This window comes from Salmonella sp. SAL04196, from assembly GCF_046550835.1.
Lineage (GTDB): Bacteria > Pseudomonadota > Gammaproteobacteria > Enterobacterales > Enterobacteriaceae > Salmonella > Salmonella enterica.
In genome coordinates this window covers 1,178,670-1,202,692 of the sequence record NZ_JBGDXE010000001.1, presented here as the reverse complement: position 1 = coordinate 1,202,692, position 24,023 = coordinate 1,178,670, and the positions used below count along the sequence as shown (strand labels likewise).

Annotated in this window: 19 protein-coding genes and 1 tRNA gene; 12 read left to right on the top strand and 8 right to left on the bottom strand. The window is 50.8% G+C overall.

From position 1 onward, the window contains the following. Nucleotides 1-17 precede the first annotated feature (17 nt). From ACLJPE_RS06210 to agp, 4 genes are all read left to right on the top strand, one after another. On the top strand, nt 18-1,904 hold the full coding sequence (locus ACLJPE_RS06210; protein WP_000972972.1) for a protein-disulfide reductase DsbD family protein: 1,887 nt from the start codon (nt 18-20) through the stop codon (nt 1,902-1,904). Next, entirely contained in the window at nt 1,901-2,524 is a 624-nt protein-coding gene (locus ACLJPE_RS06205; RefSeq protein ID WP_000876694.1) for a DsbA family protein, read from the top strand. Before ACLJPE_RS06210 ends, ACLJPE_RS06205 begins: the two co-directional genes overlap by 4 nt. Further along, nucleotides 2,514-3,020 carry a protein disulfide oxidoreductase gene (locus ACLJPE_RS06200; protein ID WP_000907530.1) on the top strand — a complete coding sequence of 169 codons (507 nt, stop codon included), beginning with the start codon at nt 2,514-2,516 and terminating at the stop codon, nt 3,018-3,020. Before ACLJPE_RS06205 ends, ACLJPE_RS06200 begins: the two co-directional genes overlap by 11 nt. Before the next feature lie 132 nt (nt 3,021-3,152). Continuing rightward, a complete protein-coding gene (gene agp, locus ACLJPE_RS06195) occupies nt 3,153-4,394 on the top strand; it encodes a bifunctional glucose-1-phosphatase/inositol phosphatase (RefSeq protein ID WP_023137355.1) in 1,242 nt (413 codons plus the stop codon). 33 nt (nt 4,395-4,427) lie between these two features. On the opposite strand, the gene ACLJPE_RS06190 is transcribed toward agp, so the two are convergent. Beyond that, nucleotides 4,428-4,655 (bottom strand): YccJ family protein, encoded by a 228-nt coding sequence (locus tag ACLJPE_RS06190; protein WP_001143125.1) that lies wholly within the window; start codon nt 4,653-4,655, stop codon nt 4,428-4,430. A gap of 20 nt (nt 4,656-4,675) precedes the next feature. Next, complete coding sequence (gene wrbA, locus ACLJPE_RS06185) at nt 4,676-5,272, bottom strand: NAD(P)H:quinone oxidoreductase (RefSeq protein WP_001062898.1); 597 nt, start codon at nt 5,270-5,272, stop codon at nt 4,676-4,678. A 384-nt stretch (nt 5,273-5,656) separates the two neighbouring features. Between wrbA and ACLJPE_RS06180 the strand changes: the two genes are divergently transcribed. Together ACLJPE_RS06180 and rutR are read left to right on the top strand one after the other, a co-directional pair. Beyond that, entirely contained in the window at nt 5,657-5,824 is a 168-nt protein-coding gene (locus ACLJPE_RS06180; protein ID WP_001273663.1) for a general stress protein, read from the top strand. 136 nt (nt 5,825-5,960) lie between these two features. Further along, entirely contained in the window at nt 5,961-6,599 is a 639-nt protein-coding gene (gene rutR, locus ACLJPE_RS06175; protein WP_001529158.1) for an HTH-type transcriptional regulator RutR, read from the top strand. Here the strand turns inward: rutR and ACLJPE_RS06170 are convergent. Together ACLJPE_RS06170 and putA are read right to left on the bottom strand one after the other, a co-directional pair. Beyond that, nucleotides 6,596-6,991, bottom strand: a complete 396-nt coding sequence (locus tag ACLJPE_RS06170) for a lysozyme inhibitor LprI family protein (protein ID WP_000821064.1) — start codon at nt 6,989-6,991, stop codon at nt 6,596-6,598. The two genes, rutR and ACLJPE_RS06170, sit on opposite strands and share 4 nt — an antisense overlap. 58 nt (nt 6,992-7,049) lie before the next feature. Next, nucleotides 7,050-11,012, bottom strand: a complete 3,963-nt coding sequence (gene putA / locus ACLJPE_RS06165; RefSeq protein ID WP_023232798.1) for a trifunctional transcriptional regulator/proline dehydrogenase/L-glutamate gamma-semialdehyde dehydrogenase — start codon at nt 11,010-11,012, stop codon at nt 7,050-7,052. 421 nt (nt 11,013-11,433) lie between these two features. Between putA and putP the strand changes: the two genes are divergently transcribed. Next, nucleotides 11,434-12,942: a sodium/proline symporter PutP gene (putP, locus tag ACLJPE_RS06160; RefSeq protein ID WP_001643951.1), complete on the top strand. Its 1,509-nt coding sequence runs from the start codon at nt 11,434-11,436 to the stop codon at nt 12,940-12,942. Between the two features lie 892 nt (nt 12,943-13,834). Further along, the gene (gene phoH, locus ACLJPE_RS06155) at nt 13,835-14,623 is read left to right on the top strand and encodes a phosphate starvation-inducible protein PhoH (RefSeq protein WP_000533527.1); all 789 of its coding nucleotides are present in this window, start codon (nt 13,835-13,837) and stop codon (nt 14,621-14,623) included. Between the two features lie 105 nt (nt 14,624-14,728). On the opposite strand, the gene ACLJPE_RS06150 is transcribed toward phoH, so the two are convergent. From ACLJPE_RS06150 to ACLJPE_RS06140, 3 genes are all read right to left on the bottom strand, one after another. Beyond that, nucleotides 14,729-15,610, bottom strand: coding sequence for a MurR/RpiR family transcriptional regulator (locus ACLJPE_RS06150; protein WP_000433674.1), 882 nt, complete (start codon nt 15,608-15,610; stop codon nt 14,729-14,731). A 285-nt stretch (nt 15,611-15,895) separates the two neighbouring features. Continuing rightward, nucleotides 15,896-17,392 carry a sodium:solute symporter gene (locus ACLJPE_RS06145; RefSeq protein ID WP_000628085.1) on the bottom strand — a complete coding sequence of 499 codons (1,497 nt, stop codon included), beginning with the start codon at nt 17,390-17,392 and terminating at the stop codon, nt 15,896-15,898. 336 nt (nt 17,393-17,728) lie between these two features. Continuing rightward, nucleotides 17,729-18,409 (bottom strand): N-acetylmannosamine-6-phosphate 2-epimerase, encoded by a 681-nt coding sequence (locus ACLJPE_RS06140; protein ID WP_000054242.1) that lies wholly within the window; start codon nt 18,407-18,409, stop codon nt 17,729-17,731. A 505-nt stretch (nt 18,410-18,914) separates the two neighbouring features. On the opposite strand from ACLJPE_RS06140, the gene ACLJPE_RS06135 reads away from it, so the two are divergent. The 4 genes from ACLJPE_RS06135 (at nt 18,915) to ACLJPE_RS06120 (ending at nt 23,486) form a co-directional block, all read left to right on the top strand. Next, a complete protein-coding gene (locus tag ACLJPE_RS06135) occupies nt 18,915-20,069 on the top strand; it encodes an N-acetylneuraminate epimerase (RefSeq protein WP_001643958.1) in 1,155 nt (384 codons plus the stop codon). Nucleotides 20,070-20,113: 44 nt separating this feature from the next. Further along, nucleotides 20,114-20,806: an oligogalacturonate-specific porin KdgM family protein gene (locus ACLJPE_RS06130; RefSeq protein ID WP_000700859.1), complete on the top strand. Its 693-nt coding sequence runs from the start codon at nt 20,114-20,116 to the stop codon at nt 20,804-20,806. A gap of 282 nt (nt 20,807-21,088) precedes the next feature. Then, nucleotides 21,089-22,369, top strand: coding sequence for an MFS transporter (locus tag ACLJPE_RS06125; RefSeq protein WP_000560755.1), 1,281 nt, complete (start codon nt 21,089-21,091; stop codon nt 22,367-22,369). 10 nt (nt 22,370-22,379) lie between these two features. Further along, on the top strand, nt 22,380-23,486 hold the full coding sequence (locus ACLJPE_RS06120; RefSeq protein ID WP_000988594.1) for a Gfo/Idh/MocA family protein: 1,107 nt from the start codon (nt 22,380-22,382) through the stop codon (nt 23,484-23,486). A gap of 407 nt (nt 23,487-23,893) precedes the next feature. Here the strand turns inward: ACLJPE_RS06120 and ACLJPE_RS06115 are convergent. After that, nucleotides 23,894-23,981, bottom strand: a tRNA-Ser gene (locus ACLJPE_RS06115). Nucleotides 23,982-24,023 lie beyond the last annotated feature (42 nt).

Genomic DNA, 24,023 nt, shown 5'->3' with positions numbered 1-24,023 from the left:
ATTCACGGAGAAAAAATATGATGATTTTGTTCAGGCGGATACTGTTCTGCCTGTTATGGCTTTGGCTGCCCGTCTCCTGGGCGGCGGAAAGCGGCTGGCTGCGTTCGCCCGATAACGACCATGCCAGCATACGGCTACGTGCCGATACGTCCGCTAACGGTGAGACCCGGCTGTTGCTGGATGTCAAACTGGAAAACGGCTGGAAAACCTACTGGCGCGCGCCGGGGGAAGGGGGCGTGGCACCCTCTATCGCCTGGAAAGGCGACATGCCTGAGGTAAGCTGGTTCTGGCCAACCCCCTCGCGCTTTGATGTGGCGAATATCACCACCCAGGGATATCACGACGAGGTGACCTTTCCGATGATCGTGCGCGGTACGCCGCCGGCGACCTTGAGCGGCGTGTTGACGTTATCAACCTGCAGCAATGTTTGTCTGTTGACCGATTACCCCTTTTCCGTGACGCCCACTGTGCAGAATGCCGATTTTGCCCATGACTATGCACGGGCGATGGGTAAAGTTCCACTCCGCAGTGGGCTAACGGACTCGCTTGAAGTCGGCTATCGCCCGGGAGAACTGGTGGTCACTGCTACGCGAGCGGCGGGCTGGTCATCGCCCGGGCTCTATCTTGACACCATAGATGACGTCGATTTTGCGAAGCCTCGCCTGCGCGTAGAGGGCGACAGGTTACAGGCGACGGTGCCGGTGACGGACAGTTGGGGCGAAAAGGCGCCCGATTTGCGCAACAAATCGCTGACCCTCGTGTTAGCCGATGGCGCTATCGCCCAGGAGAGCACGCAAACCATTGGCGCTGCGCCAGCGCAAACGCCGGACAATGCGGCGCTACCTTTCTGGCAAGTTGTAATGATGGCGCTGATCGGCGGACTGATTCTTAATTTAATGCCCTGCGTGCTGCCGGTTCTGGGCATGAAACTTGGCTCTATTTTATTGGTAGAGGAAAAAAGCCGCTCTCACATCAGGCGACAATTTTTGGCTTCGGTCGCCGGTATCATTGCGTCATTTATGGCGCTGGCGGCGTTTATGACCCTCCTTCGCCTGTCAAACCATGCGCTGGCCTGGGGAGTCCAGTTCCAGAATGCATGGTTTATTGGTTTTATGGCTCTGGTGATGTTGTTGTTTAGCGCCAGCCTGTTCGGGCTTTTTGAGTTCAGGCTTCCCTCATCTATGACCACGAAACTGGCCACTTACGGCGGTAACGGTATGTCGGGACATTTCTGGCAGGGGGCGTTCGCCACGCTGCTGGCGACGCCTTGTAGCGCGCCGTTTCTGGGTACGGCGGTGGCGGTGGCGCTCACGGCGTCGTTGCCGACGCTATGGGGGCTGTTCCTTGCGCTTGGCCTGGGAATGAGCGCGCCGTGGCTACTGGTCGCGATACGACCAGGGCTTGCGCTACGTTTACCGCGCCCCGGGCGTTGGATGAATGTCCTGCGCAGGATCCTCGGTCTGATGATGCTGGGGTCGGCTATCTGGCTGGCGACGTTACTCCTGCCGCATTTCGGCTTCACTGCGTCAAAGAGCGCGCAAGACACGGTTCAGTGGCAACCGTTGAGTGAACAGGCAATCCAGTCGGCGCTGGCGCAGCATAAGCGGGTATTTGTCGATGTTACTGCGGACTGGTGTATTACCTGTAAAGTGAATAAATACAACGTCCTGCAAAAAGAGGATGTGCAGGACGCCTTGCAACAGCCGGATGTTGTGGCGCTGCGGGGAGACTGGACGCTGCCGTCCGATGCCATTACAGATTTTCTGAAAACGCGTGGTCAGGTCGCCGTGCCGTTTAATCAGGTATATGGCCCCGGCTTGCCGGAAGGGGAGGCACTGCCCACTTTGCTGACCCGCGATGCGGTATTACAAACGTTGAAAAAAGCGAAAGGAATAACCCAATGAAATACATGATTGTTTTACTGCTGGCGCTGTTTTCGACGCTGAGCATCGCGCAAGAAACTGCTCCTTTTACGCCGGATCAGGAAAAGCAGATTGAAAATCTGATCCATGCGGCGTTGTTTAACGATCCTGCCAGCCCGCGGATAGGCACTAAACACCCTAAGCTGACGCTGGTGAACTTTACGGATTACAACTGCCCGTACTGCAAACAGCTCGATCCGATGCTGGAAAAGATTGTGCAGAAATATCCTGACGTTGCGGTCATTATTAAACCGCTGCCATTCAAAGGAGAGAGCTCCGTACTGGCGGCGCGTATTGCGCTGACCACCTGGCGCGAGCATCCGCAACAGTTCCTCGCGCTACATGAAAAACTCATGCAAAAGCGCGGTTACCATACGGATGACAGTATTAAACAGGCCCAGCAGAAAGCAGGGGCTACGCCAGTGACGCTGGATGAAAAAAGCATGGAAACGATACGCACTAATTTGCAGTTGGCAAGGCTGGTCGGCGTGCAAGGAACGCCAGCGACGATCATTGGCGACGAGCTGATTCCGGGCGCAGTGCCCTGGGATACGCTGGAAGCGGTGGTGAAAGAAAAACTGGCGGCTGCCAATGGCGGGTAAACTGCGGCGTTGGCTGCGTGAAGCCGCGGTTTTTCTGGCGCTCCTCATCGCGATAATGGTGGTCATGGACGTCTGGCGCGCGCCGCAGGCGCCTCCGGCGTTTGCCACGACACCGTTACGTACGCTGACGGGAGAGTCGACAACTCTGGCGACATTGAGCGAAGAACGCCCCGTACTGCTCTATTTTTGGGCCAGCTGGTGCGGGGTATGCCGCTTTACTACGCCTGCGGTCGCTCGCCTGGCGGCGGAAGGGGAAAACGTCATGACCGTTGCGCTCCGCTCCGGCGATGACGCTGAGGTTGCCCGCTGGCTGGCGCGCAAGGGCGTTGACTTTCCGGTCGTCAATGATGCTAATGGCGCCTTATCCGCTGGCTGGGAAATCAGCGTGACGCCAACGCTGGTGGTGGTTTCACAAGGTCGGGTTGTGTTCACCACCAGCGGCTGGACCAGCTATTGGGGCATGAAGCTTCGGCTATGGTGGGCAAAAACGTTCTGAATATGCGCCGGGGTTTCCCGGCGCTAACGCGTTTACTGTAAGAAAAACCCCCGTTTTGCGAAATCGTTCCCGGAAAAATGATCCATTTCTGTCACACTCAGAACGATTTGATAACAACAAGAGGTCATAGGGATGAAAAAATCATTACTCGCTGTTGCTGTGGCAGGGGCTGTTTTGTTGTCATCCGCCGTACAGGCGCAGACAACGCCGGAGGGTTATCAATTACAACAGGTGCTGATGATGAGCCGCCATAATCTGCGGGCGCCGCTGGCGAATAATGGCAGCGTACTGGCGCAGTCGACGCCGAACGCCTGGCCGGCGTGGGACGTTCCCGGTGGGCAACTGACGACGAAAGGCGGCGTGCTGGAAGTCTATATGGGACACTACACACGTGAATGGCTGGTCGCGCAGGGGCTGATACCGTCGGGAGAATGTCCGGCGCCCGACACGGTATATGCCTATGCGAATAGTTTGCAGCGCACCGTCGCCACCGCGCAATTTTTCATTACTGGCGCTTTCCCCGGCTGTGATATTCCTGTTCATCATCAGGAAAAAATGGGCACTATGGACCCTACCTTCAATCCGGTAATTACCGATGATTCCGCCGCGTTCCGGCAACAGGCCGTACAGGCGATGGAAAAGGCGCGTAGTCAGCTACATCTTGATGAGAGTTATAAACTGCTTGAGCAGATAACGCATTATCAGGACTCGCCGTCCTGCAAAGAGAAGCATCAGTGTTCGCTAATCGACGCGAAAGATACCTTCAGCGCGAACTATCAGCAAGAGCCTGGCGTGCAGGGGCCGCTGAAAGTAGGGAACTCGCTGGTGGATGCGTTTACCCTGCAATATTACGAAGGGTTTCCGATGGATCAGGTCGCCTGGGGCGGGATCCACACCGATCGGCAGTGGAAGGTGCTGTCAAAACTGAAAAACGGCTATCAGGACAGCCTGTTTACCTCACCCACGGTGGCGCGCAATATCGCTGCGCCGCTGGTGAAATATATCGATAAGGTGCTGGTTGCCGATCGCGTTAGCGCGCCGAAGGTTACCGTGCTGGTGGGGCATGACTCCAATATCGCGTCGCTGCTGACGGCGCTGGATTTTAAACCCTATCAGCTCCATGACCAGTATGAGAGAACGCCGATTGGCGGCCAGCTTGTCTTCCAACGCTGGCATGACGGCAACGCTAACCGGGATTTGATGAAAATCGAGTATGTCTACCAGAGCGCCCGGCAGTTACGCAATGCGGAAGCGTTAACGCTCAAATCGCCCGCGCAAAGGGTAACCCTGGAACTGAAAGGATGTCCGGTGGATGCGAACGGCTTCTGTCCGCTGGATAAGTTCGATAACGTCATGAACACTGCCGCAAAATAGCCGTATGCCCCCGCGCAGGCGGGGGCGTTTGTGTTATACGTTCTTACGTTCGATGATTTGTTCGCCCCAGAAGAGCGAGTCTTTGTCCGTTTTCTCAAAGGCTTTGATCAGCACCTCATCGCTACCTTCTTCCCATATTTTTTCTGCCAGTTTCTCGTCATAGTGAGCGACTTCAAAAATGGCTTCGGCAATTTCCGGCGACGTATTACGCAGGCTTGCCCATTCGCCGACGCGGTGCGCTTTTGCTTCTTGAGTTGGCATTCGAATCCTCCTGTTGAAGATTAGCCGTTGAGTTTGACTGCCAGACCGGCGACGTATTCCCCCTGATAGCGAGCGATAGAGAGTTCCTCCTGGCTTGGTTGACGTGAACCGTCGCCTCCGGCGATAGTCGTTGCGCCGTAAGGCGTGCCGCCGCGAACCTGGGAGACGTCAAACAGTTCCTGTGCTGCATAGCCTATCGGGACAATCACCATCCCATGATGGGCAAGCGTAGTCCAGGTCGAGGTGATGGTCTGCTCCTGGCCGCCGCCCGTTCCGGTAGAACTGAACACGCTGCCGAGCTTGCCGTATAGCGCGCCGGATGCCCACAGTCCGCCGGTTTGGTCCAGGAAGGTACGCATCTGGCCTGACATATTGCCAAACCGGGTTGGCGTACCAAAAATAATGGCATCGTAATCCGCCAGCTCCTGTGGGGTGGCAACCGGTGCGTTTTGTGTTTTACCGCCAGCTTTTGCGAAGATTTCAGGCGGCATTGTTTCTGGCACACGCTTTATAATGACCTCTGCGCCGTCGACTTTCTTTGCCCCTTCCGCCACCGCATGCGCCATGGTTTCAATGTGTCCGTACATGGAATAATAGAGCACCAGAATCTTTGCCATTTGTACTACTCCTCAGATTAATCAGGTGTGTAGCGATTCGCTACGTCTATTTAAAGATATGCCCTCCTGTGAAGAGTGCAAATTTCAGCGCCATTTCTTTGATTTATAACAATAATTAATTTGGCGACCTTTGTTGCAAAATGATACATTTTTAAGCGCTTTGATTTTTCTAAATATAAGAATAACTTATTTATTTCTTATGGTTATTATTCTGCGTATTCGGCTTCCGATGTTGCAGAATATTTCGGTAAGCGGCCTACCACGGCGTTTTTCACTATGCTTAATTTTACGCGGCGTTACTGATGATATCGTTCATACGCTGCGCGAGGAGATACTCCTCATTACCTATGCAATATGATGTCTAATCTATGACGGAGGTCAGTAATGGCAAACCATCGTGGCGGTTCCGGTAATTTTGCGGAAGACCGCGAAAGAGCATCAGAAGCAGGTCGTAAAGGTGGTCAGCACAGCGGGGGCAATTTTAAGAATGACCCGCAGCGTGCATCCGAAGCAGGCAAAAAAGGGGGCAAAAGCAGTAACCGTAATAGCTAGCCTGCGTCACAACAGTAAGACGCTGAGCGTTTCGCGCTAAAAAGCGTCATACGCCACCGCCGCCGGATTTCCGGCGGTTTTTTTGTTTATAAGCCGGATTTGGTATGCTTGCGTCCTGACAAAAAGGAGAGGGCGCATGTCGCAACGCACAGAGAAAAAAATCGGGAAACGCTCGCAGGCCACCGGTGCAAAACGGCAGCTTATCTTAACCGCCGCGCTTGCTGTTTTTTCCCAGTATGGCATTCATGGCGCGCGTCTTGAGCAGGTCGCCGAGCGGGCAGGCGTCTCCAAAACCAATCTGCTTTATTATTATCCCTCGAAAGAGGTGCTGTATGTCGCGGTAATGCGACAGATCCTGGATGTCTGGCTGGCGCCGCTCAAGGCGTTTCGCGCAGAATTTTCCCCTCTGGAGGCCATCAAAGAGTATATCCGTCTCAAGCTGGAAGTTTCGCGTGATTATCCGCAGGCGTCGCGGCTCTTCTGCATGGAGATGCTGGCGGGCGCGCCGCTCTTAATGGAGGAACTGACCGGCGATCTAAAAGCGTTGATAGATGAAAAATCCGCGCTGATTGCCGGATGGGTGCACAGCGGGAAACTGGCGCCCGTCTCCCCACACCATTTGATCTTCATGATTTGGGCCGCCACGCAACATTACGCCGATTTCGCCCCTCAGGTTGAAGCGGTAACCGGCGCGACGCTTCGCGATGAAGCCTTTTTCAACCAAACGGTCGAAAGCGTTCAGCGCATTATTATTGAAGGGATTCGCGTGCGTTAACCGGCTGGCGGCAGTGGGCAGCTCAAATCCCCCTCTTCACATTGCAGCAGCGAGGCTAAAAACGCTTCGCGTTCGTTCGTTTTATCGGTCAGGCACTGGCTGGCGATCATGGGTTGCACGCTGCCGCCCTCCGTACCTGAACGAATCAGAGCGCAATCGGCGTCGCGCAGGGCAATCCATGCCACCTGCGCTTTTTGCAACAGCTCGCGCTGCGGCGGTTGCGCACGCTTAAGCGCGCTTTGATAGGTTTCGTTCAGCTTTTTATCTGCCGCCTGGTATTGCGCGGCGGCGCAGCGATTCATTTCCAGCTGCGTACTGGCGCTGGCACACTCATCAGCCAACGCCTGACTGCTGAACAACAACGCAGCGCAGGTAAGGAAAATTCGTTTCATACGGTCCTCTGACGCGAGTAAAAAGGCTCCATTGACGGAGCCTTAATTAACCACAGTATTAGCCAATTGTCATCAGGCTGGCATTACCGCCAGCGGCGGCAGTGTTTACGCTCAGCGAACGTTCAATATAGAGCCGTTCCAGCAGTATATTGCTTTCGCCGCGGGCGAACCCCTGTACCGACACTATCGCGCCTTCGCGGGCGGCGACGGCTTCGCACACGGTTCGTAGCTTGTCGGAGTCGCCGTGGAAAATCACCGCGTCAAACGGCTGCGCCATCAGCGTTTCCGCTTTCGCAAACTGGACACGCGCCGCGACGGCGGCGGGGAGACGTTTCGCCAGATCGCGGTGGAAGGCGTCGTCTGACCATAGCGCCTGACTGCCGACGGCGAGAACGGCGGCAAGCTGTGTCAGCGCATCCTGTTCATCATCAGCCAGGCATAACACCCGTTCACGCGGCAATAGCGTCCAGGTATTACGCTCGCCGGTCGGTCCCGGTAGCAGGCGCTGCGTGCCGGCCTGCGCCAGATCGGCGAATTGTCGGCAGAGCGTCTGTAGCGCCGGGCGATCCGCCGCCCATTGCGTCAGGGCGGTCAACGGCGCGAGTAGCGTGGTTTTAAGCTGCGCATCCACCGGGTAACGCGCATCCTGACGAGTTAGCGTCGTATTGAGCGCATTGGGCGGGCGGTGTGCCAGCAGGCGGTAGAGATAGAGCGGTCCTCCCGCTTTTGGCCCGGTGCCGGACAGGCCTTCGCCGCCAAACGGCTGGACGCCGACGACCGCGCCCACCATATTACGGTTAACGTACAGGTTGCCGACATGGGCGGAACCGGTGACTTGCGCAATGGTTTCATCAATACGGGTATGTACGCCCAGCGTTAGCCCGTAGCCGGAAGCGTTAATCTGTTCGATAAGCTCCGCCAGTTGGTTACGGTTATAACGCACGACGTGCAGCACGGGCCCGAAGACCTCTTTTTCCAGTTCTGCGAGGTTTTCCAGCTCAATAAGCGTGGGCATAACAAACGTACCGGTCTGCCATTCCTGCGCGTCATCGTTGTTTTCACGCGCGGCCTGGAAAACCGGGCGGCCTTTGGCGCGCATCGTCTGGATATGACGCTCGATGTTGGCTTTGGCCTCGCTATCAATCACCGGCCCGATATCGGTCGTCAGACGGCCTGGATTCCCCATCCGACACTCCGCCATCGCGCCACGTAACATTTTCAGCGTATGTTCGGCGATATCGTCCTGCAAACACAGCACGCGGAGCGCGGAACAGCGTTGTCCGGCGCTGTCGAAAGCGGAAGCCAGCACATCCACGACCACCTGCTCGGTGAGCGCGGAAGAGTCGACAATCATAGCGTTCATACCGCCGGTTTCCGCAATCAACGGAATAGGGCGGCCCTGGGCGTCAAGACGCGTGGCGATGTTGCGCTGCAACAACGTCGCGACCTCCGTGGAACCGGTAAACATCACGCCGCGTACACGCGCATCGGCGGTAAGCTGGGCGCCGACGGTTTCTCCTCGTCCCGGCAACAGTTGCACGACGCCCGGCGGTACGCCCGCTTCCAGCAAAATGGCAATGCCCTGGGCGGCAATCAGCGATGTCTGCTCTGCCGGTTTCGCCAGAACGCTGTTACCTGCCGCCAGCGCGGCGGCGATTTGGCCGGTGAAAATGGCCAGCGGGAAGTTCCACGGACTGATGCAGACTACCGGCCCTAACGGGCGATGCGTTTCGTTATCGAAATCGTCACGCACTTGACCGGCATAATAATGGAGGAAGTCTACCGCTTCGCGCACTTCGGCAATGGCGTTGCTGAACGTTTTCCCCGCTTCGCGCACCAACAGGCCAATCAACTGCTGCATTTGGTCTTCCATCAATACCGCCGCCCGCTGCAAAATGGCGGCGCGTTCTTGCGGCGGCGTCGCAAACCAAACCGGCGCCTGATTGACCGCGTTTTGCAATGCCTGTTCAACCTCGCTTTCTGTCGCTTCGCGTCCCCAGCCGACAATATCTTTCGGTTCCGCCGGGTTGATAACCGGCGTTATCTCACCGTCGGCCACCGGTTGTTCCAGCACAGGTTTGGCCTGCCATTTCTGCATGGCGTTGCTTAACAGGGCAGAAGAAAGCGAGGCGAGGCGATGTTCATTCGCTAAATCAAGTCCGGCGGAGTTTATCCGACCTTCGCCGTACAGATCGCGCGGCAGCGGAATTTTCGGATGCGGTATGCCAGCCTGACCTTCCTGCTGCGCCAGTTTTTCCACGGCCTCGACCGGGTCGGCCACCAGTTCATCGAGCGGTAGGGTGGCATCGGCGATGCGGTTGACAAAAGAGGTGTTGGCGCCGTTTTCCAGCAGGCGTCGTACCAGATAGGCCAGCAGGGTTTCGTGTGTTCCCACCGGCGCGTAAATACGGCAGGGACGGTTAAGTTTTCCGTCCGCTACTTTACCGGTGACCTGTTCATACAGCGGTTCGCCCATGCCGTGCAGGCACTGGAATTCGTACTGACCCGGATAGTAATTTTGCCCGGCCAGATGATAAATCGCCGCCAGTGTGTGTGCGTTATGGGTCGCGAACTGCGGGTAGATCAGATTAGGTACGGCGAGCAATTTTTTCGCACAGGCCAGATAAGAGACATCGGTATACACTTTGCGGGTATAAACCGGATAACCCTCCAGCCCTTCCATTTGCGCGCGTTTGATCTCGCTATCCCAGTAGGCGCCTTTCACCAGACGAATCATCAGCCGACGGCGGCTACGGGAGGCCAGATCGACTAAATAATCAATGACCAGCGGGCAGCGTTTCTGGTAAGCCTGGATCACAAAGCCAATGCCGTTCCAGCCCGCCAGTTCGGGTTCGAAGCAGAGTTTTTCCAGCAGATCGAGCGAGATCTCCAGACGATCCGCCTCTTCGGCGTCGATATTGAGACCGATATCATACTGGCGCGCCAGCAGCGTCAGGGATTTCAGGCGCGGATAAAGCTCCTCCATTACCCGATCGTATTGCGCGCGACTATAGCGTGGATGCAGGGCGGACAGCTTAATCGAGATGCCTGGCCCTTCGTAAATACCGCGACCGTTAGACGCTTTGCCGATGGCATGAATCGCTTGCTGGTAAGAAACCATATAGGCCTGCGCATCGGCGGCGGTTAACGCGGCTTCGCCCAGCATATCGTAAGAATAGCGGAACCCTTTCTCTTCCAGTTTTCGGGCATTCGCCAGCGCCTGAGCAATGGTTTCGCCAGTCACGAACTGCTCGCCCATTAAACGCATCGCCATGTCGACGCCTTTGCGGATTAACGGTTCGCCGCTCTTGCCGATAATGCGGTTCAGCGAGCGCGAAAGATTGGCTTCGTTATGCGTTGAGACCAGGCGGCCGGTAAAGAGCAGCCCCCAGGTGGCGGCGTTTACAAACAGCGACGGGCTACGGCCAATATGCGACTGCCAGTTGCCATTACTGATTTTGTCGCGAATTAACGCATCGCGCGTAGCTTTGTCGGGAATACGCAGCAGCGCTTCCGCCAGACACATCAGCGCTACGCCTTCTTGCGAAGAGAGGGAAAACTCCTGCAACAGGCCTTGCACCATACCCGCGCGACCGCTGGCGGATTTTTGATTGCGCAATTTCTCCGCCAGTTGATACGCCAGTTTATGCGCCTGCTCAGCGACAGGCGGCGACAGGCGCGCCTGTTCCACTAGCATTGACACCGCATCGGTTTCCGGGCGGCGCCAGGCGGCAGTGATGGCGGCGCGAGAGACGGATTGGGGAAGAATCTGTTCGGCAAACTCCAGAAAGGGCTGATGCGGCTCATCCTGCGGCGCGACCGGCTCCTCGCTTTCATTTGCCGCGCCGGCAAACAGCGCAGGTAGCTCCGGTAGCGTATCGCTATTTTCCAGCTTGTCCAGATAGCTAAAGATTGCCTGTTTTATTAACCAGTGCGGCGTGCGATCGATACGCGAGGCGGCCATTTTGATCCGTTCGCGCGTGGCGTCGTCCAGCTTAACCCCCATCGTGGTGGTTCCCATACCCTCTACTCCTGTTATTCGCTCTATCTGCTAACCAATAGTTAGCGGAAAATATCCACTATGTTGCAACTTTGTGCAACCGCGTTAAATGTGACCTGCGTTGCAAGCTTAAAAATGAATAAATTGTTAAAAAAAGAAAGTGGGAGTCTGACGGGGAAAACCATCTGGATTTATTTTCTCTGCGGTAGTTAACACTTTTAAAAGGTGCAACCGCAAAAAATGTGAGAGAGTGCAACCTGGAGAAAAATAGTATCCCTCTGCAATCAAATTTGATGTAAATGGTGTGTTAAATCGATTGTGAATAACCACCGCTTCCGGCAGGATACGGTCGCCCTGGTAAACATAACACCCTTGCCACGTTCCGGCAGGGTACAAAACGGCACGCTACGGTAGTGCCAATAAATAAATTTGGAGAACCTTGATGGCTATTAGCACACCGATGTTGGTGACATTCTGTGTCTATATTTTGGGCATGATATTGATTGGGTTTATCGCCTGGCGCTCAACCAAAAACTTTGATGACTATATTCTTGGCGGTCGCAGCCTGGGGCCGTTTGTTACGGCTTTATCAGCCGGCGCGTCGGATATGAGCGGCTGGCTGTTAATGGGGCTGCCTGGCGCTATCTTTCTGTCGGGGATCTCTGAAAGCTGGATCGCCATTGGCCTGACGTTAGGCGCATGGATTAACTGGAAGCTGGTGGCCGGGCGCCTGCGCGTGCATACCGAATTTAACAATAACGCGCTCACGTTGCCGGACTATTTTACCGGTCGGTTTGAGGATAAGAGCCGAGTCCTGCGTATTATTTCCGCGCTGGTCATTCTGCTGTTTTTCACTATCTATTGCGCGTCAGGTATTGTCGCTGGAGCACGACTGTTCGAAAGCACCTTCGGTATGAGCTATGAAACCGCACTGTGGGCGGGGGCCGCGGCAACCATTATTTATACCTTTATCGGCGGGTTTCTTGCCGTTAGCTGGACGGATACCGTTCAGGCCAGCCTGATGATTTTTGCGTTAATCCTGACGCCGGTGATGGTTATTGTCGGCGTAGGCGGTTTTAGCGAGTCGCTGGAGGTGATCAAGCAAAAGAGCATCGAGAATGTCGACATGCTCAAGGGGCTGAATTTTGTCGCCATTATTTCCCTGATGGGCTGGGGACTGGGTTACTTCGGTCAGCCGCATATCCTGGCGCGCTTTATGGCGGCGGACTCCCATCACAGCATTGTTCATGCGCGTCGTATCAGTATGACCTGGATGATTCTGTGTCTGGCGGGCGCGGTGGCGGTGGGCTTCTTTGGCATTGCGTACTTTAACAATAACCCCGCGCTGGCCGGGGCGGTGAACCAAAACTCAGAGCGCGTATTTATTGAACTGGCGCAGATCCTGTTTAACCCGTGGATTGCCGGTGTTCTGCTGTCTGCTATCCTGGCGGCGGTGATGTCGACGTTGAGCTGTCAGTTGCTGGTATGCTCCAGCGCGATTACGGAAGATTTATATAAGGCTTTTCTGCGTAAAAGCGCCAGCCAGCAAGAGCTGGTATGGGTAGGGCGAGTGATGGTGCTGGTGGTAGCGCTGATCGCCATTGCGCTGGCGGCGAATCCCGATAACCGTGTGCTGGGGCTGGTGAGCTACGCCTGGGCTGGATTCGGCGCGGCATTTGGACCTGTTGTCCTGTTTTCTGTGATGTGGTCGCGTATGACACGTAACGGCGCGCTGGCGGGAATGATTATTGGCGCGGTGACGGTTATCGTCTGGAAACAATATGGCTGGCTGGATCTGTATGAGATCATCCCTGGCTTCATTTTCGGCAGCCTGGGGATCGTAATCTTTAGCCTGCTTGGCAAAGCGCCGACAGCAGCGATGCAGGAACGCTTTGCAAAAGCGGACGCGCATTATCATTCCGCGCCGCCGTCGAAGCTACAGGCGGAATAACCGACATGTCCGATAGCATTATTGCCATCGGACATATTTTACCAGGCGGCGTTATACGCCCGCCTGGTCCTCTGATAAGTCCCGGACCGATTGACTGAAGATGTTCAGGTAAATGAGGACGCTCTCTCAAACTATTTTTAGCCCTTGAGCGCCGTTAACGCGGGCGTAATACGTCTCGAGTAATCACTAACTGGCCATATATGAAATCGCCTGTTAATGGTACCAATAGCCTTGACGCAATAGAGTAATGACAAAAATTAAAACGAGTCAGCGTTACTGGCGTAAGTATGCCGTACAAAATTTTGCATAAATAATGCCGTTTTAGCGATGGGAGAGAGGACACGTTAATTACTCCGTTTTAACCTTTTATATATTGGATATTCAATGGGTTATGGATGTTTTCAGCATTAATACCCGCAGTAGCTAATGATTATCTTTTTTAGTCTCCTGCCGATGAAATAATCGTGTAATCTTTCTGTAAGAGACTGACAATGACGCAATAATGTTTAGTTAATGTTTGGTGAATATATTGTTGCATTATTGATGTTTTGTGTTGTACTTAGTAGTAATAGCGGTAGTTCCCCGGCAGTGATGGCCACTCACTATGGAGATCGCGAATGGTAATGTCCGTACCAGGACACATTGTTTACAGTAGTTACAACACCCTGTACGGACATTCTCTCTCCGGTGGTGGTCTTGTCATCTTAAAAGCTCTCATCATTTCCCTTACTGTCCATACCCATGACGTCATATGTGGTGCGCGTAGCCGTGTGTGGCGTCGTTTCAAAAAGCAAGCTAAGGCTTACAAGGAAGCCAACCCTCAGATGTGTGTGCGCATAATCGCGTTTAAGAGAACGCGGGTGATGTATACCTACAACTCAAGGTGCTATCCATGGGAAGACAAAAAGCAGTGATCAAAGCTCGTCGTGAAGCAAAGCGTGTGTTGAGACGAGATTCGCGTAGTCATAAGCAACGTGAAGAAGAATCGGTCACGTCACTGGTACAGATGGGCGGAGTAGAAGCCATTGGCATGGCGCGCGATAGTCGCGATACCTCGCCTGTTAAGGCACGAAATGAAGCACAGGCGCATTATCTGAACGCTATCGACAGTAAACAGCTTATTTTTGCGACCGGCGAAGCCGGCTGCGGGAAAACATGGATCAGTGCGGCAAAGGCGGCAGAAGCATTGATTCATAAGGACGTCGAGAGGATCATTGTGACGCGTCCGGTATTGCAAGCTGATGAAGATCTTGGTTTTTTGCCCGGTGATATCGCTGAAAAATTCGCGCCTTATTTTCGGCCCGTCTACGATGTCCTGCTTAAACGGTTAGGCGCGTCCTTTATGCAATATTGCTTGCGCCCGGAAATCGGTAAGGTAGAAATTGCCCCGTTCGCCTATATGCGTGGGCGTACTTTTGAAAATGCGGTCGTGATCCTCGATGAGGCGCAAAATGTGACTGCGGCGCAAATGAAAATGTTTTTGACGCGATTAGGCGAAAATGTCACGGTCATTGTCAATGGCGATATTACGCAATGCGACCTGCCGCGCGGCGTGCGTTCCGGATTGAGCGATGCGTTGGAACGCTTTGAAGAAGATGAAATGGTAGGGATTGTGCATTTCAACAAAGACGACTGCGTGCGCTCGGCGCTTTGTCAGCGAACGCTCCACGCATACAGCTAATATAGCATTGACTTTCAGAGCCCGGGAGACCGGGCTTTGTTGTCTATAAAGCGTCCAGCAGACTCATGGACAAAAAAGGAAAATGACGCCTGTACGTGAAGGGAATTATTTTGTCATGTCCAGGGCATTCATTGTCCGTAATTTGCTTTCTCGGGCCTGTTCCGGCGAGGACTGTACAAGAAGGGTATAGAGCAGGTCAAAGACGAAAAGCTGCGCGGCTTTCGTACCGATCGAGTCACCCTGCAACATTCCTTGCCGATTACCATTGATCAGGCAAAAATCGGCCTCTTCACATAATGGAGAACCCAGATTATGGGTAATGGCGACTGTGGTGGCGCCAGCCTGTCGGGCCAATCGGAGTGAATGCACTGTTTCTGGCGATGTGCCCGAGTGACTGACACCCATCGCGACATCGCCTGCTTTTAATAGCGTAGCCTGCATGTACATAAAATGGTTATTGCTTACCGCATCGCCCCGTAAACCAATACGCATTAGCTTGTGTTTCATATCCAGCGCCGTGATCCCCGATGAGCCCACACCAAAGATATAAACTGAGTGACAGTGACGTAGGGCGTCCACGACACCGAGAACCTGTTGCATATCAAGCAGATTTAGCGTTTCAGATAATACATTACTAATGGTGTTCTGCAATTTTAAACCAATGGCGTGGGCATCGTCGGATTCGCTAACTTCGGCATCCAGTAGAGGACTACTGTCATCAGACTCGGTAGTGGCAAGTTCAATGGCCAGGTCCATTTTAAAATCCTGAAAACCTTTATAGCCCAGGGTGCGACAAAAGCGAATAACCGTGGCTTCTCCGGCCTGTGTTTCGCGTGACAAATCGGCAATAGATGACTGTGTCACCTGTCTGGGGAAGGCTAAAATATATTGCGCAATACGCTGGGAGGCACGTGTCAGGCTTTTTTGCATAGCACCCAGAGTGTCAAGGATTTTTCCGGGTTTAAGACGTGGGGGTTGAGGCTCCATATAGTTCCTGCTCTTGAGGGCTGATTGCGGCACAAAGCCTGCAATATCGAACAGAGCAGAGCCTATCAAGTCTGCGGCATGAAAAAAAGCGCGATGTAAGTAAAGGAGGGGGAATATTTACATCGCGTTGCCAACTTATGACAGAACATCACTGGAGAGTAATCTGTTTGCTCTTACGGTGTTTATAGCGCGCCATTTGACGGATGGTTTATACCTGGCCCGGTATTGTCGCCCCGGGCGTTGGCGTCACCGTGTGCTGTGTCGGTATAGCGTGGTATCATGAAATCATAATGTCACCTTTGGTTCAGGTTTTTCATCCAGCGTCAATGGCGGTGCCGGGGCAAATAACGGGGCGAAAATAACGCCGCTGATCACCACGCTTAGCGAGCCAATGACCCCATAAAAGAAGAAGTTAAGGTCAGTGGCATAGCGTGCGCCCAGCACGGTAATGACGCTGATAATAATTCCTAAAACCGCACTCCCGGCATTTGCTCGTTTAAAGAAAATGCCCAGCATGAACAGACCGGTCATTGGCCCTCCCATCAGACCTATCAGACTATTAAATGCATCCCAGATTTCTGATTCATCGGCCATGACCAGCCATACCGAGGCCGCGCTACTTATCAGGCCCGCGACCAGAATAACTAACTTAGCTATTTTCATACGGTTTTCTGGCGTTCTTTTTTTATGACTCAAACGCTGATAGATATCGGAATTAAAACAACTGGAAATGCTGTTTAAGCTGCTGGAGATGCTGGACTGCGCGGCAGCGAAAATAGCGGCGATTATCAACCCTGCAATGCCGACTGGCATTTCGGTGACCACGAATAAGGGTAAAATGCCGCCAGTGTTGAATCCCGCCGGTAATAATTGTGGATGTTGCTGATAGTAGACAAACAATGCCGAGCCGATAGCAAAAAAGAAAACAGGGATCACAGCAACCAGTTTGGCATTTGTAAGTAATGTTTTCTTCGTTTCCTCTATGGAGTCAGTCACGATATAGCGTTGGACCACATCCTGACTGGCAGTAAATTGCTGAATATTGGCAAACAGAAAACCAATCATCAATACAGGTACTGTGCTTTCCGTCCAGCTCCAGTGGAACTGCGTAGCCGGAAAGAATTTATCCGCCTGCTGCGTCACCGTAAAAATTTCACCAATGCCGCCCTGGACTTTGAGACATATCACTATAAAAATCAGTATCGCGCTGCCAGAAAGTAAGAGGCCTTGAATAACATCAGTCCATATTACTCCTTCAATTCCACCCATCCAGGTATAAATGATACACATCACGCTAATCAACAGTACCAAAATCACCGGGTCTATAGCGATGAAGGGGCGCAAGGCCAGCACGGTGAGGAAAGTGATAATGGCGATACGTCCGATATGAAACAACATAAATGACATGCTGGCGAATAGACGGCAGCGCACATCGAACCGTGCTTCGAGATATTCATAGGCTGATGTGACTTTCAATTTCCGAAAAAACGGAATATAGAAATAAAAAACCAGCGGTAAAATTGCGATAGCCAGATACTGACCAATGATAAACGTCCAGTCGGAAGTAAACGCTTTGGCAGGAATTGACATAAATGTAATTGAGCTTAACGTAGTAGCAAATACACTGACCCCAGCCGCCCAACCAGGAACCCGGCCACCACCGCGAAAATAATCGTCTGCTGTTTTTTGCCGTCTGGAAAAATAGACACCGACTAACATCATGGCCAGGAGGTAGCCAAATAATACAAGATAATTAACGATGCCGAAAGAATGTGTAATCATAGTTCTTTCCTGCTTATGGTTTTGAGTAGAGTTGCGGTCATCGTCTGTGTATTTTTATCTTCCCATCATTCAGACGATACGATATTCAGATCAAGTAATAGTTTTTGTTAATCTCAATGACGGTAATCATGAGATGTAAAAGGCAGAACATTTATGCTCCACCAATGGTGATGCCCAGACGTATGTCCTGCCGGATACCTGAAATAGCAGATATCCGATATTGCGTTCAAACAGGCTTCAGGCCTGGGTATCGTATTTGCCGATAGCATTATTAACGTCGGATTATTCTCTGAGACATAAATATCAATAGTAAGCGTGTTCATTTTCTTTTCCTGTTCAGCGTTTTACTGCGTGACTGAACCACTGACAGATATGCTCGATACGGGTGATAGCGGAACCAACGGTAACTGCCCAGGCACCATGCTCAATAGCATTGGCCGCCAGTGCAGGCGTGTTATAGCGCCCCTCGGCAATAACACGACAACCTGCATGGCTCAGTTGCGTCACCATTGCCAAATCTGGCTCAACCGGCGTGATGGGGCCGGTATAGCCAGACAATGTTGTACCAATGAATTCGATTCCTTTCTGATGGCAACTTATGCCTTCATTCACGGTTGAACAGTCTGCCATCGCCAGTAATCCATGCAGGCGAATACGTGTCAGTAAATTATCAATATCAACCGGGCGAGAGCGGAATGAGGCATCAAAAGCGATAATATCGGCACCTGCCTGCGCCAGGGCGTCAACATCCTGTAAATAGGGAGTGATACGGACTGGCGACCCTGTAAGGTCACGTTTAATTATCCCAATAATTGGAACAGAAAGATGGGGACGAACAGTCCGCAGATTCTCAATGCCTTCAATGCGCACAGCGACCGCACCCGCCGAAGCCGCTGCCTGTGCCATTGCAGCCACAATTTCAGGTTTATCCATAGGGCTGCCTGGTACCGGTTGGCATGAGACAATCAGCCCACCGTTTTCGTGTACACTTTGTTCCAGCCTGGCTAATAGTGACATCCAGTTCCGCCTTATATATTTGAAGTTTTGCTCCGTTTTATGTTATGTCTTGGAGTGTTGCTACATCAAGCAAAAAGATAGAAAAATGTGAACACAGTCATAAGGTATGTTTGTTATTCAATTACTGCGCCAGCGGATTTGAGGCTATAACCTGAAGCTACAAGACAAATACAATTCATTCTGACGGCAGCATGCTGTATTTTATTAACTGCTTCCGGCATAAAGATAAAATGCTCAGAAGGAGCTTATACGCCACGGGATAGCCAGTATGAAATGCATCACATAATTCTTGTTGTATTTATTCAGAATGCTATCACTAATGAGTTTGGCCATAACAGATCACCCATAATCACTTCTAACATCACCATGGGGTGCTTTTACCTCGCACATGATAACTCCATGTAATTATTTTTAGCGCTTGGTCACATTTTGTCATTGTCATTGTTGAAATTGTGCACCATAAGATCACTAATGATGAAGCTTTACTCCAATTGTATTTCTTCGCATGGGGATGCAGATGAAAAATTTTAAGAAAATGATGACGCTAATGGCGCTATGTTTCTCAGTTGCTATCACCACATCAGGATATGCAACGACGCTTCCTGATATACCAGAACCACTGAAAAATGGTACTGGCGCTATTGATAATAATGGCGTGATTTATGTCGGCTTAGGTACCGCAGGGACATCCTGGTATAAAATTGATCTTAAAAAGCAACATAAAGACTGGGAGCGTATAAAGTCGTTTCCTGGTGGAGCTCGTGAGCAATCCGTGTCGGTATTTTTAAATGATGAGCTTTATGTTTTTGGTGGCGTAGGGAAAAAAAACAGTGAATCACCGTTGCAGGTTTATAGCGATGTGTACAAATACTCACCGGTGAAAAATACATGGCAAAAAGTTGACACTATATCTCCAGTTGGATTAACAGGGCATACGGGAGTAAAATTAAACGAAACGATGGTACTTATTACCGGAGGGGTTAATGAGCATATCTTTGATAAGTATTTTATTGATATAGCGGCTGCGGATGAAAGTGAAAAAAATAAAGTCATCTATAATTATTTTAATAAACCTGCCAAAGATTATTTTTTTAATAAAATCGTATTTATCTACAATGCTAAAGAGAACACATGGAAGAATGCCGGTGAGCTGCCAGGCGCGGGGACGGCAGGATCGTCATCGGTAATGGAAAATAATTTCCTGATGCTGATTAATGGTGAGCTCAAACCGGGTTTACGTACCGATGTGATTTACCGCGCCATGTGGGATAACGATAAGCTAACATGGTTGAAGAACAGCCAGTTACCGCCATCGCCTGGAGAACAACAGCAGGAAGGGTTGGCCGGAGCATTTTCGGGCTATAGTCACGGTGTCCTGCTTGTCGGTGGTGGCGCGAATTTTCCGGGAGCAAAACAAAATTATACCAATGGAAAGTTTTATTCCCACGAAGGAATAAATAAAAAATGGCGAGATGAAGTCTATGGTTTGGTTAATGGCCATTGGCAATATATGGGTAAAATGAAACAACCTCTCGGCTATGGTGTATCAGTAAGTTATGGTGATGAAGTTTTCCTTATCGGTGGTGAAAATGCTAAAGGGAAACCTGTTTCGTCTGTAACCTCCTTTACCATGCGTGATGGTAATTTATTAATAAAATAATTTTTAAATACAAAAATAAAGTTAATTGATAAGCGGAGTATTTTATGAAAATCAACAGATATCTTCTGGGTATGGTTTCGTTTATAGCATTTTCATCATATCTACAAGCGGCAACCCTTGATTATCGGCATGAATATGCTGATAGAACCAGAATTAATAAAGACCGTATTGCTATAATTGAAAAACTTCCTAACGGCATTGGTTTTTATGTCGATGCCAGCGTTAAATCGGGAGGAGTAGATGGTGAGCAGGATAAGCATTTAAGCGATCTCGTCGCAAACGCTATAGAACTGGGCGTAAGTTATAATTATAAAGTTACGGACCATTTTGTTTTGCAGCCTGGATTTATATTTGAAAGCGGTCCAGACACTTCAATTTATAAGCCTTATTTAAGGGTGCAATATAATTTTGATTCTGGTATTTATATGGCTGGTCGTTACCGCTATGACTATGCAAGAAAGACAGCTAACTACAATGATGATGAGAAAACGAATAGATTTGATACTTATATAGGTTATGTTTTTGATGAGTTGAAATTAGAATATAACTTTACCTGGATGGATAGCGATCAAATTAAATTTGATAACAAAAAAACAAACTATGAGCATAATGTGGCTTTAGCCTGGAAACTGAATAAGTCATTTACACCATACGTTGAGGTCGGAAATGTAGCGGTGAGAAATAATACCGATGAGAGACAGACCCGTTATCGCGTTGGATTACAATACCACTTTTGAGAAAGGTTAAAGAGTTACTGTACTAATCTTTGCTTAGTATTCATATCGATAATCTTATAGCCCGTGGCTACGTTACAGAACGTTAGACTTTGTCTTGAGTATTCACGTCCTTAACGTAGCTACGAATAAGGATGATAAACAATGAATATACGCTTTACATAGCTACGATCTCAGGCGGTTGTCGGAAAGTGCCGGTTGATAGTGTCTTATTCGGCAATTGATATGACTTAAAAATTAATTCCGTAAGCATTTCAGACGGTAACAGCAAATAAGGGTTTTATTGTGATAGCAAAATTCTTCCCGTGGTATAGCGAGATAACTCGTCCACAAAAAAATGCTTTATTTTCAGCATGGCTGGGTTACGTTTTTGATGGCTTCGACTTTATGCTGATTTTCTACATTATGTATCTGATCAAGGCTGACTTAGGATTGACAGATATGGAGGGCGCATTCCTTGCCACAGCGGCCTTTATTGGGCGACCATTTGGCGGGGCGCTATTTGGTCTGCTGGCAGATAAATTTGGCCGTAAGCCGTTAATGATGTGGTCGATAGTTGCCTATTCTGTAGGTACAGGGTTAAGTGGCCTGGCTTCCGGTGTAATTATGCTGACGCTTAGTCGTTTCATTGTCGGTATGGGGATGGCGGGGGAGTATGCTTGCGCTTCTACTTATGCCGTGGAAAGTTGGCCAAAGCATTTAAAATCTAAAGCGAGCGCATTTCTGGTTTCAGGTTTCGGTATTGGTAACATCATAGCAGCCTACTTTATGCCTTCATTTGCCGAAGCGTATGGTTGGCGTGCTGCTTTTTTTGTCGGTTTGCTACCCGTTCTTTTAGTAATCTACATCCGGGCCAGGGCTCCTGAATCTAAAGAGTGGGAAGAAGCCAAACTCAGTGGTCTCGGAAAGCTCTCACAAAGTGCCTGGTCAGTTTTCTCTTTGTCAATGAAAGGGCTATTTAATCGAGCTCAATTTCCACTGACATTATGTGTATTTATTGTTCTGTTCTCTATTTTCGGCGCAAACTGGCCAATCTTTGGTCTACTGCCTACATATTTAGCGGGCGAGGGCTTTGATACGGGCGTGGTCTCTAATTTAATGACGGCGGCAGCATTCGGCACTGTATTGGGAAATATCGTTTGGGGTCTGTGCGCAGATAGAATTGGTTTGAAGAAAACGTTCAGCATTGGTCTTCTCATGTCCTTTTTATTCATTTTCCCGTTATTCAGAATTCCGCAAGATAATTATTTACTGCTGGGCGCATGTTTATTCGGTTTAATGGCGACTAACGTAGGTGTTGGCGGGCTGGTTCCCAAATTCCTCTACGACTACTTTCCTCTTGAGGTTCGTGGTTTGGGTACCGGACTGATTTATAATCTTGCTGCGACATCAGGCACATTCAATTCAATGGCGGCGACCTGGCTTGGAATAACAATGGGGCTAGGCGCTGCGCTAACGTTCATTGTTGCTTTCTGGACCGCAACAATTCTACTCATTATTGGTTTATCCATACCGGATAGACTAAAAGCACGTCGTGAAAGTTTTCAGTCAACAAAAGAATTTTAATAGAGGATAAATGATGACGAAATACGGTGTTGTAGGTACGGGTTATTTTGGCGCTGAACTGGCGCGATTTATGTCTAAGGTTGAAGGAGCGAAAATCACTGCGATTTACGATCCGGTAAATGCGGATCCGATAGCGAAAGAGCTGAACTGTGTCGCCACTGCAACGATGGAGGCGCTTTGTACCCATCCTGATGTGGATTGCGTAATTATTGCTTCACCAAATTACTTACATAAAGCGCCGGTCATTGCGGCGGCTAAAGCGGGTAAACACGTGTTTTGTGAAAAACCTATCGCCTTAAATTACCAGGATTGTAAGGATATGGTTGATGCCTGCAAAGAAGCTGGTGTTACCTTTATGGCGGGTCACGTTATGAACTTTTTTCACGGGGTTCGCCACGCTAAAGCGCTCATCAAAGCCGGTGAAATCGGTGAAGTTACACAAGTTCACACTAAACGTAATGGTTTTGAAGACGTGCAGGATGAGATCTCATGGAAGAAGATTCGCGCAAAGTCAGGCGGGCATCTGTACCATCACATTCACGAGCTAGATTGTACACTGTTCATCATGGATGAAACCCCATCCCTGGTTTCAATGGCGGCGGGGAATGTTGCGCACAAAGGTGAAAAATTTGGTGATGAAGATGATGTTGTCCTAATCACTCTTGAGTTCGAAAGCGGTCGTTTCGCGACACTTCAGTGGGGATCATCGTTCCACTACCCTGAGCACTATGTATTAATTGAGGGCACGACAGGTGCAATTCTCATTGATATGCAAAATACGGCTGGTTATCTAATAAAAGCGGGCAAAAAAACACACTTTCTTGTGCATGAAAGCCAGGCGGAGGATGACGATCGTCGCAACGGTAACATATCCAGCGAGATGGATGGCGCAATCGCTTATGGTAAACCCGGTAAACGTACGCCGATGTGGCTCTCATCAATTATGAAACTGGAGATGCAGTACTTGCATGATGTGATAAACGGTCTGGAGCCAGGCGAGGAGTTTGCTAAATTGCTAACAGGAGAAGCGGCGACAAATGCCATTGCTACCGCTGATGCTGCGACGCTTTCCTCAAACGAGGGGCGCAAAGTAAAACTCACTGAAATTCTTGGCTAAAATTGAAAGCCGGATGGTGGTGTTATTACCCGGTGGCGCTGCGCTTATGTAGACCGGATAAGGCACCTGTGAACTATGCGCCATCCGGCAATGGACGGGGGCTTAATGCGAAAAAAGCCCGTACTTTCGTACGAGCTCTTTCTTGAATATGGCGGTGAGGGGGGGATTGACTCGCTGCGCTCGCCCTTCGGGCAGTCTCCTCGCAGGCTCGTCGTCTGTCCAACTGGCTGCGCCGCTACTCAGCCCATCCCTGGGCCTCGCCCCTTCGGGGCCAGAGCAAGCTCTGTTCAAAAACGCTCCCGGCGTTTTTGTGTCGAACCCCGGTCGGTGGTTCTCATCCCCCCTTGGTTTGGGGGATACATATAAGCAAAAAGCCCGTACTTCTGTACAGGCTCTCAACTTAAATATGGCGGTGAGGGGGGGATTCGAACCCCCGATACGTTGCCGTATACACACTTTCCAGGCGTGCTCCTTCAGCCACTCGGACACCTCACCAAATTGTCGCTCCAGCATTACTGGAACGGGCGCTAATGTAGG

Bases quoted from the DNA above. Each gene is read 5' to 3' on its own strand.
- phoH (WP_000533527.1), top strand. From the start codon at position 13,835: ATGGGAAGACAAAAAGCAGTGATCAAAGCTCGTCGTGAAGCAAAGCGT.
- putA (WP_023232798.1), bottom strand. From the start codon at position 11,012: ATGGGAACCACCACGATGGGGGTTAAGCTGGACGACGCCACGCGCGAA.
- ACLJPE_RS06190 (WP_001143125.1), bottom strand. From the start codon at position 4,655: ATGCCAACTCAAGAAGCAAAAGCGCACCGCGTCGGCGAATGGGCAAGC.
- wrbA (WP_001062898.1), bottom strand. From the start codon at position 5,272: ATGGCAAAGATTCTGGTGCTCTATTATTCCATGTACGGACACATTGAA.
- putP (WP_001643951.1), top strand. From the start codon at position 11,434: ATGGCTATTAGCACACCGATGTTGGTGACATTCTGTGTCTATATTTTG.
- ACLJPE_RS06200 (WP_000907530.1), top strand. From the start codon at position 2,514: ATGGCGGGTAAACTGCGGCGTTGGCTGCGTGAAGCCGCGGTTTTTCTG.
- ACLJPE_RS06140 (WP_000054242.1), bottom strand. From the start codon at position 18,409: ATGTCACTATTAGCCAGGCTGGAACAAAGTGTACACGAAAACGGTGGG.
- ACLJPE_RS06130 (WP_000700859.1), top strand. From the start codon at position 20,114: ATGAAAATCAACAGATATCTTCTGGGTATGGTTTCGTTTATAGCATTT.
- ACLJPE_RS06210 (WP_000972972.1), top strand. From the start codon at position 18: ATGATGATTTTGTTCAGGCGGATACTGTTCTGCCTGTTATGGCTTTGG.
- rutR (WP_001529158.1), top strand. From the start codon at position 5,961: ATGTCGCAACGCACAGAGAAAAAAATCGGGAAACGCTCGCAGGCCACC.
- ACLJPE_RS06170 (WP_000821064.1), bottom strand. From the start codon at position 6,991: ATGAAACGAATTTTCCTTACCTGCGCTGCGTTGTTGTTCAGCAGTCAG.
- ACLJPE_RS06205 (WP_000876694.1), top strand. From the start codon at position 1,901: ATGAAATACATGATTGTTTTACTGCTGGCGCTGTTTTCGACGCTGAGC.
- ACLJPE_RS06145 (WP_000628085.1), bottom strand. From the start codon at position 17,392: ATGATTACACATTCTTTCGGCATCGTTAATTATCTTGTATTATTTGGC.
- ACLJPE_RS06120 (WP_000988594.1), top strand. From the start codon at position 22,380: ATGATGACGAAATACGGTGTTGTAGGTACGGGTTATTTTGGCGCTGAA.
- ACLJPE_RS06180 (WP_001273663.1), top strand. From the start codon at position 5,657: ATGGCAAACCATCGTGGCGGTTCCGGTAATTTTGCGGAAGACCGCGAA.
- ACLJPE_RS06135 (WP_001643958.1), top strand. From the start codon at position 18,915: ATGGGGATGCAGATGAAAAATTTTAAGAAAATGATGACGCTAATGGCG.
- ACLJPE_RS06150 (WP_000433674.1), bottom strand. From the start codon at position 15,610: ATGGAGCCTCAACCCCCACGTCTTAAACCCGGAAAAATCCTTGACACT.
- agp (WP_023137355.1), top strand. From the start codon at position 3,153: ATGAAAAAATCATTACTCGCTGTTGCTGTGGCAGGGGCTGTTTTGTTG.